We start from the raw sequence: 6,125 nt of genomic DNA on the forward strand, positions 1-6,125 counted from the left end.
CTTTATGGGTTTTTCTGTCCACTAAAATGTTCAACTTAAATTTTACAATCTGCCGAACTCTAAAGGGGCCGTCAGCATTCAGCAAACCTGAATGTTGACGGCCCCTTATTATCGTTATCGACGGACTATTCTGGTTGGTCATCATCGTTATCCAAACGGATTCCCCGGTGGTTAACGCTGGTACTAAAGACAATTTGCGTACTAGTTTTACCGAAGCGTTGCTGAATGATATTGATGAAATCATCAAGGTCGGTGGTAGAAGGGAAAACGACTTCCATAATTTCTGAATAGTCACCGGTCACACAGTTACACTCCACTACGTTCGGGATACTTTGAACATACGGGTAGAATTCCTTTTTTTGCCGCGGTTCCAGCTGTACTTGAATAAAGGCCCGGACATGAAAACCGATTTTTTCCATATCAATGGTTGAGTGGTAGCCGTTAATTACCCCGGCCTTTTCCAGCTTGTTAATTCGGGCAGCGATGGCGGGGGAGGAAATGAAACATTCCTTGGAAAGTTCCTTCAGGGAAGCCCGGGCGTTCATTTGCAATAAATTAATAATTTTTCGATCAATCTTATCCATGGAATACGCCTCATTTTCGTTAAAATTAGATAATGATGTTATTATTCTAATAATTAGTTAATACATTGATTGAATTGTAGGTGATTTAGTATCAGTTGTCAATTGTGAAAAATTTATCGAGATCCGGCGAAAGCTTACTACGACTTGTGATTTAATGGTACAATATAAACATAAAGATAAGATGCTGCATTGGAGGCTAAGTATATGGATCAAGAATACCAAAATATTTTAGTGCCGGTTGATGGTTCTAAAGAATCAGAGCTAGCTTTAAAGCGGGCCATCTTTGTTGCCAAGCGGAATGGTGCGCACGTTGATGTCTTAAACGTAATTGATACCCGGGCAATGGCATACAACTTTGCTGGTATGTCAGATGGTAGCATTGCTTACCAACTCGTTGATAAGTCCAAGGAATACCTTAGCCAATTGTTAAAGGACGCCAAGGAAAAGGAAGACTTCGACAATATGGATATCCACATTCGGCTGGGTAATCCAAAGACGATTATTTCCTTTGACTTTATCCACGACCACCACAATGACCTGATTATGATCGGTGCTAGCGGTCTTTCCCGGATGCAACGGGCGGTTATGGGTTCTGTTACATCATACGTCAAGCGGAATGCCCCGGTTGATGTCCTGGTTGTCCGGACCGAAGTTGACCAACAAAAGTAATCGTGGTTAGTTTTTTAACCAATGAGGCTGGGAGTTTCTCAGCCTCTTCCTTATTTTAAAGCCTGATCTGATGCTATCCAGGATGATGAGAAAATGATAAAAGCTAAATGGTACCGGTGGGTAATAGTTGGACTGGTTACCTGCTGGGGATTGGGAATAACGGTACCAGCCCGGGCGGCTAGCCAGTCCACGGATAACCGCCTCCAGCGAGTCCTTCGTAAAAATAACGTTAATGGGGTCGCCCTGGTAAACGGGACCGCTAGTCGACCACATGTTATTAGTCACCGGCAGAGTTCTATTCACCAGCCAGTCGTTAGGGCTGATCACTTATTCCCGGTGGCCTCCTTTCAAAAATTAATGACCGGAATTGCGGTTGAACAGTTAATTCAGGCGGGGCAACTGCAGTTAACGACCCCCCTTAGTGACTTCTTCCCCAATATCCCACTGGCGGGGCAGGTAACGGTCGCCCGGATGATGATGCATACAAGTGGACTAGTCAACCAGCCCCGGCCCTTAAAACGGCCGCTGCGGGGCGAGCAGGCCCAATTACAGTATGCACTAACGGGCTGCCGGTCAACCGGGCAGTTTACCTGGCACTATACCGATCTGGACTTTATGCTCCTGGCGGCGGTTGTCCAGCGGGTAAGTCACCAGTCTTACCGGAGCTACCTGACGGACCATGTTTTACGTCCAGCTGGCGTTAGCGTCCGCTTTTATGACCAGGTCCGCCGCCAGTCAATGGCCGCCATCGTTGCCGGAAAAAGCAACTGGCATCGACTACAACTAGCGATGTCACCAGAACTAGGGGCGGGAGATATCTTTTGTACCCCTCGCGCTTACTGGCAGTTTTATAACCGGGTATTACTTGATGATCCGGCCCGATTGAGCCAGTTTATTGCGCACGCGGGCCGACCAGGGACGGAAACCTACTTTGGGGGAACCTATATCGAACCGCCGTACCTACATGCAAATGGCTATTTGGCGGGGTACTCATGCACGCTGTATAGTAATTACCAGCAAAAACGGACAATCATGTTATTCGCCAACAACCTTTCTTATTCCCAGCTCCGGGCCCTCAATAGTCAGTTGTACCACGCTTACTTTGGTGGTTACCGTGAGGAGCAGGGGACGATCAACGGGGACCAGTAAGCTGTTGCAAAATTAAAAATATATGTTGACATGATTAGAAAATTATAATAGTATACTGGACAAGCAATTAAATAACCGCAAAGAAGAGATGAGTAATTGTGAGGAGCCTTCTCCAGAGAACTGCGTAGGCTGAGAGGCAGTGTTGGTTACCACAATGAAGATGGTCTTGGAGCGATGGAAGTTGTGAGCGTTGAGCAAGCGGCTTACGGGCTGGTACACGTTATCGTACCGGGGTATTCTACGGAGTACCTGCCGAGGACCTGGTCGTGAGGTCGGGTCGAAGATAGGGTGGTAACACGCTATTGATAGTTATTGTCAAGCGTCCCTAGAGCTAATGGATTATTAGCCCTAGGGACGTTTTTTATTTACGAAGGGAGTCCTTATAATGACTGAATTTACTAAGCGAACCGTTTCCCCATTCCGTTTTGATATTGTTGGTAGTTTCCTGCGGCCGCAGGAATTAAAGGCGGCGCGGGCCAAATACCAGGCGGGCCAACTAGATCACCAAGAACTGGTGGCAGTTGAGGACCAGGCTATTATTGATTTGATTAAAAAGGAGGAGGCGGCTGGACTCCGGGCCGTGACTGATGGCGAATTTCGTCGTAGCTGGTGGCACCTTGACTTTATTTGGGGCCTTCACGGGATTGATAAGTCACTGGCCCAGGCGGGGTATGGGTTTCATGACGAAACAACCCGTGCAGAAACGGCCAAGGTTACCGGTAAGGTGAGTGGTGAAGACCACCCCTTCGTCAACCACTTTCGCTTTACTCAGGACCACGTCAGTGCAGGAATCCAGGTAAAGCAAACTATTCCGTCGCCGGCCCAGGCCTTTTTTGAATTCCTGCGGCCCGAAAATATCCCGAGTGTTAAGGAACATTACCCCTCGTTCGATGGTTTTGCGGCCGACCTGGTAACTGCCTACCGCCAGGTGATCGCTGACTTATATGCTGCCGGCTGTCGAACACTGCAACTTGATGACTGTACCTGGTCAACCTTTGCCGACTTTGCTCAGCATCCTGAGCATATTAAAACGGCGGGCTTCGATGTTCAACAGCTGGAAAAGTTAGAACAGCAGTCGGTGGAGTTAAATAATGCGGTCATTGCCGCCCAGCCGGCCGACCTGGTTATTAATACACACGATTGCCGGGGAAACTACCATTCCACCTGGGCGGCAACGGGTGGTTACGGTCCGATTGCTGACCCGTTATTTACCAAGGAAAATGTAACGGCCTTTTACTTGGAATATGATTCGGACCGGGCGGGTGGTTTTGAGCCCCTGGCCGCAGTACCGGATGATAAGTACGTTGTGTTGGGGCTGGTGACCTCGAAATCGGGACAATTAGAAGACCGTGCGACAATCATCAAGCGGATTCACGAAGCTGCCCAATATCATCCGCTAGATAAGTTATGTTTAAGTCCCCAGTGTGGCTTTGCATCCACCGAGGAAGGAAACGTATTAACGGAGGACCAGCAGTGGGCAAAAGTTAAGCTAATTAAGGACATTGCCAATGAAGTGTGGGGATAGGCTAAACTAAAAAGAGGAACGCGACTAATTGTAGTCGCGTTCCTCTTTTTTATCTGCGGGTTAAATGGTTAGGTTAAGCCTAGTCATTTTCCTTTTTAGTAACCTTCAAGACGTCATCCTTAACCGTGACTTGGTCACCGGCCTTGGCTAACAGGTCGAAGTTGAAGCTTTCGCTGTTCGTAACGGTAACAATAACCGTATCGTCCAGTCCAGCCTTCTTAATCGTTGGGTCCCAGAATTCCATCAGTTCTTGGCCCTTTTCAACGTGTTGTCCCTTGGTGAAGTAGGTTACAAAACCAGTACCGTGGAGTTTGACAGTGTCGATCCCGATGTGGATCAACAGAGCAATTCCGTTGTCGGAAACTAAACCAACGGCGTGCCGGGTTGAGAAGGTTGCCCGAACCGTACCAGCGAATGGTGCGTAAACCTTACCATCGGATGGCTTGATCGCAAATCCTTGGCCCATCTTACCTTCAGCAAAGGCCGGATCGCTGACATCCTTTAGGTTAACCAGGGTACCAGCAACGGGTGCTGGAATATCGGTAACACCAGGTTGTGGTTGTGGTGCTGGTTCGGCAGCGGCTTGGTCGTTACCTTCTTCGCCCAGGTGCTTACCCCAGGTTTGTTCCAGCTTAGCCACGATCTTAGCGTGGGAAGTTTCATCCAACTTAACCTTAAGGGCGAAGATAATAATACCAACCAGGATTAAGGCAATTGGAATTAAGAACATGTAAATCTTGAAGATGCTGACACCGTGAGCAGTAACAGTAGCGGCAGTAGCACCACCAGTCATACCAGCGGCAACGGTAGCGGCACCAACAACACCGTTGGCAACGGCACCACCGAACTTATCAAGCAGTGGCCGAATTGACAGGGTCAATGATTCATCACGGTGACCCAGCTTCAATTGACCATATTCAACAGAGTCGGTAATCGTCATCAGAACAACCAAGAAGATAATCGGTTGTGGGATGAAGAATAATTCGGCACCGAGCAGAACCAGTGCTAATGACTTGCCGGCAAAGGCGAAGATCAAGGCACCGATAACTTCAATGGTTGCGGCACCATAGAAGAGCTTGTGACGACCAATCTTACCTGAGAATAGTGGGAAGGCGAAGACGGAGATAACCCCGACAACCGTGTTCAGACCACCCAGGATTGAGAAGGCCTTCGAATTACCAAGAACATAAGTGAAGTAGTACAGTTCAAAACTGTTCAACAGCGTTTGACCAGTAGTGAAGAACAGGTAGGACATCGCAATGGCCAACAGTTGGTCATTCTTAACCAGGATGTGCAAAATGTCCTTTAACTTAGTCTGTTCCTTGTTTTCACGCAGCAGTGACTTCCGTTCGTGGGTGAACATCCCCACACCGACCGCGGTAATGGCGGAAATGGCAGCAACGATCACGGCAAAGATGAACCAACCACGGTCATCACCGGTACCACCGTTTTGCTTAACGGAGAAGAACAGAACCATCGGCATGATGACAAAACCGATGATCTGACCACCAATGGTTGAACCAACCCGGGCAAAGGTAGCGATCTTGTCACGTTCGTGTGAATCGAATGACATCGCTGGAATCATTGACCAGAAACCAACATCATTGAAGGAATAGAAGACATCCATGATGATGTAGATGATGGCAAAGACAATCAGGTACATGAATGGGTTAGAAACGTTCAAACCACCTAGTGGCGTGAACAATGCGGCCAGGAGGACGGCAGAAATAACACCACCGCCAACAACCCATGGCTTAAACTTCCCCCACTTGGTATTCGTCCGGTCGATAGCGTTACCGATCAGTGGGTCGATCAGTAATTCAACGATCCGGAGAATCATGATGATCATGGTAACATACCCGACCATCCGGTTATCAAAGTGCTTGTCACTGGACGTAAACAGGTGACCAGTAACGTACATCATAAAGTAAGTAGAAAGTAATGCAAAGAAGGCATCGTGTCCAAACGCCCCGAGTGAATATGCGAGACGAGAGCGAACCTTGTGTGGCTCTTGCTTATCCATTATTGACTCCCCTTTTCTACGAAATATAAATAATTGCTTACAGTCATTATGTTAAGCGCTTTCACTAAACTTGTCAATGTTTTTTTTAGTAAACTTTTACGATAAAGGGTTGGTTTTATTATTTTGGTAGATTATAGAATGAAGTTAGCCACCCAGTTGGTGGTAAATAAAAAAC

At 47.5% G+C, this 6,125-nt stretch carries 5 protein-coding genes; 3 read left to right on the forward strand and 2 right to left on the reverse strand.

Annotated features, from left to right (window positions below):
• Positions 1-125: 125 nt before the first annotated feature.
• Positions 126-584, reverse strand: coding sequence for an Lrp/AsnC family transcriptional regulator (locus ACI31H_RS06665; protein ID WP_439771205.1), 459 nt, complete (start codon positions 582-584; stop codon positions 126-128).
• A gap of 204 nt (positions 585-788) precedes the next feature.
• Here ACI31H_RS06665 and ACI31H_RS06670 point away from each other — a divergent pair, with 204 nt between their 5' ends.
• The 3 genes from ACI31H_RS06670 (at position 789) to ACI31H_RS06680 (ending at position 3,927) form a co-directional block, all read left to right on the forward strand.
• Positions 789-1,253 (forward strand): universal stress protein, encoded by a 465-nt coding sequence (locus ACI31H_RS06670; RefSeq protein WP_439771206.1) that lies wholly within the window; start codon positions 789-791, stop codon positions 1,251-1,253.
• Positions 1,254-1,346: 93 nt separating this feature from the next.
• Positions 1,347-2,402 (forward strand): serine hydrolase domain-containing protein, encoded by a 1,056-nt coding sequence (locus ACI31H_RS06675; RefSeq protein ID WP_439771207.1) that lies wholly within the window; start codon positions 1,347-1,349, stop codon positions 2,400-2,402.
• Between the two features lie 385 nt (positions 2,403-2,787).
• Complete coding sequence (locus tag ACI31H_RS06680; RefSeq protein ID WP_439771208.1) at positions 2,788-3,927, forward strand: 5-methyltetrahydropteroyltriglutamate--homocysteine S-methyltransferase; 1,140 nt, start codon at positions 2,788-2,790, stop codon at positions 3,925-3,927.
• 79 nt (positions 3,928-4,006) lie between these two features.
• On the opposite strand, the gene ACI31H_RS06685 is transcribed toward ACI31H_RS06680, so the two are convergent.
• Positions 4,007-5,950 (reverse strand): glycoside-pentoside-hexuronide (GPH):cation symporter, encoded by a 1,944-nt coding sequence (locus ACI31H_RS06685; protein ID WP_439771209.1) that lies wholly within the window; start codon positions 5,948-5,950, stop codon positions 4,007-4,009.
• Positions 5,951-6,125: the final 175 nt, after the last annotated feature.

Origin of the sequence: Limosilactobacillus sp. (assembly GCF_051873035.1) — a bacterium.
Taxonomy (GTDB): domain Bacteria; phylum Bacillota; class Bacilli; order Lactobacillales; family Lactobacillaceae; genus Limosilactobacillus.

Excerpts from the sequence above, each read along its gene's own strand:
- ACI31H_RS06665 (WP_439771205.1), bottom strand. The coding sequence starts at position 584 with ATGGATAAGATTGATCGAAAAATTATTAATTTATTGCAAATGAACGCC.
- ACI31H_RS06670 (WP_439771206.1), top strand. The coding sequence starts at position 789 with ATGGATCAAGAATACCAAAATATTTTAGTGCCGGTTGATGGTTCTAAA.
- ACI31H_RS06675 (WP_439771207.1), top strand. The coding sequence starts at position 1,347 with ATGATAAAAGCTAAATGGTACCGGTGGGTAATAGTTGGACTGGTTACC.
- ACI31H_RS06680 (WP_439771208.1), top strand. The coding sequence starts at position 2,788 with ATGACTGAATTTACTAAGCGAACCGTTTCCCCATTCCGTTTTGATATT.
- ACI31H_RS06685 (WP_439771209.1), bottom strand. The coding sequence starts at position 5,950 with ATGGATAAGCAAGAGCCACACAAGGTTCGCTCTCGTCTCGCATATTCA.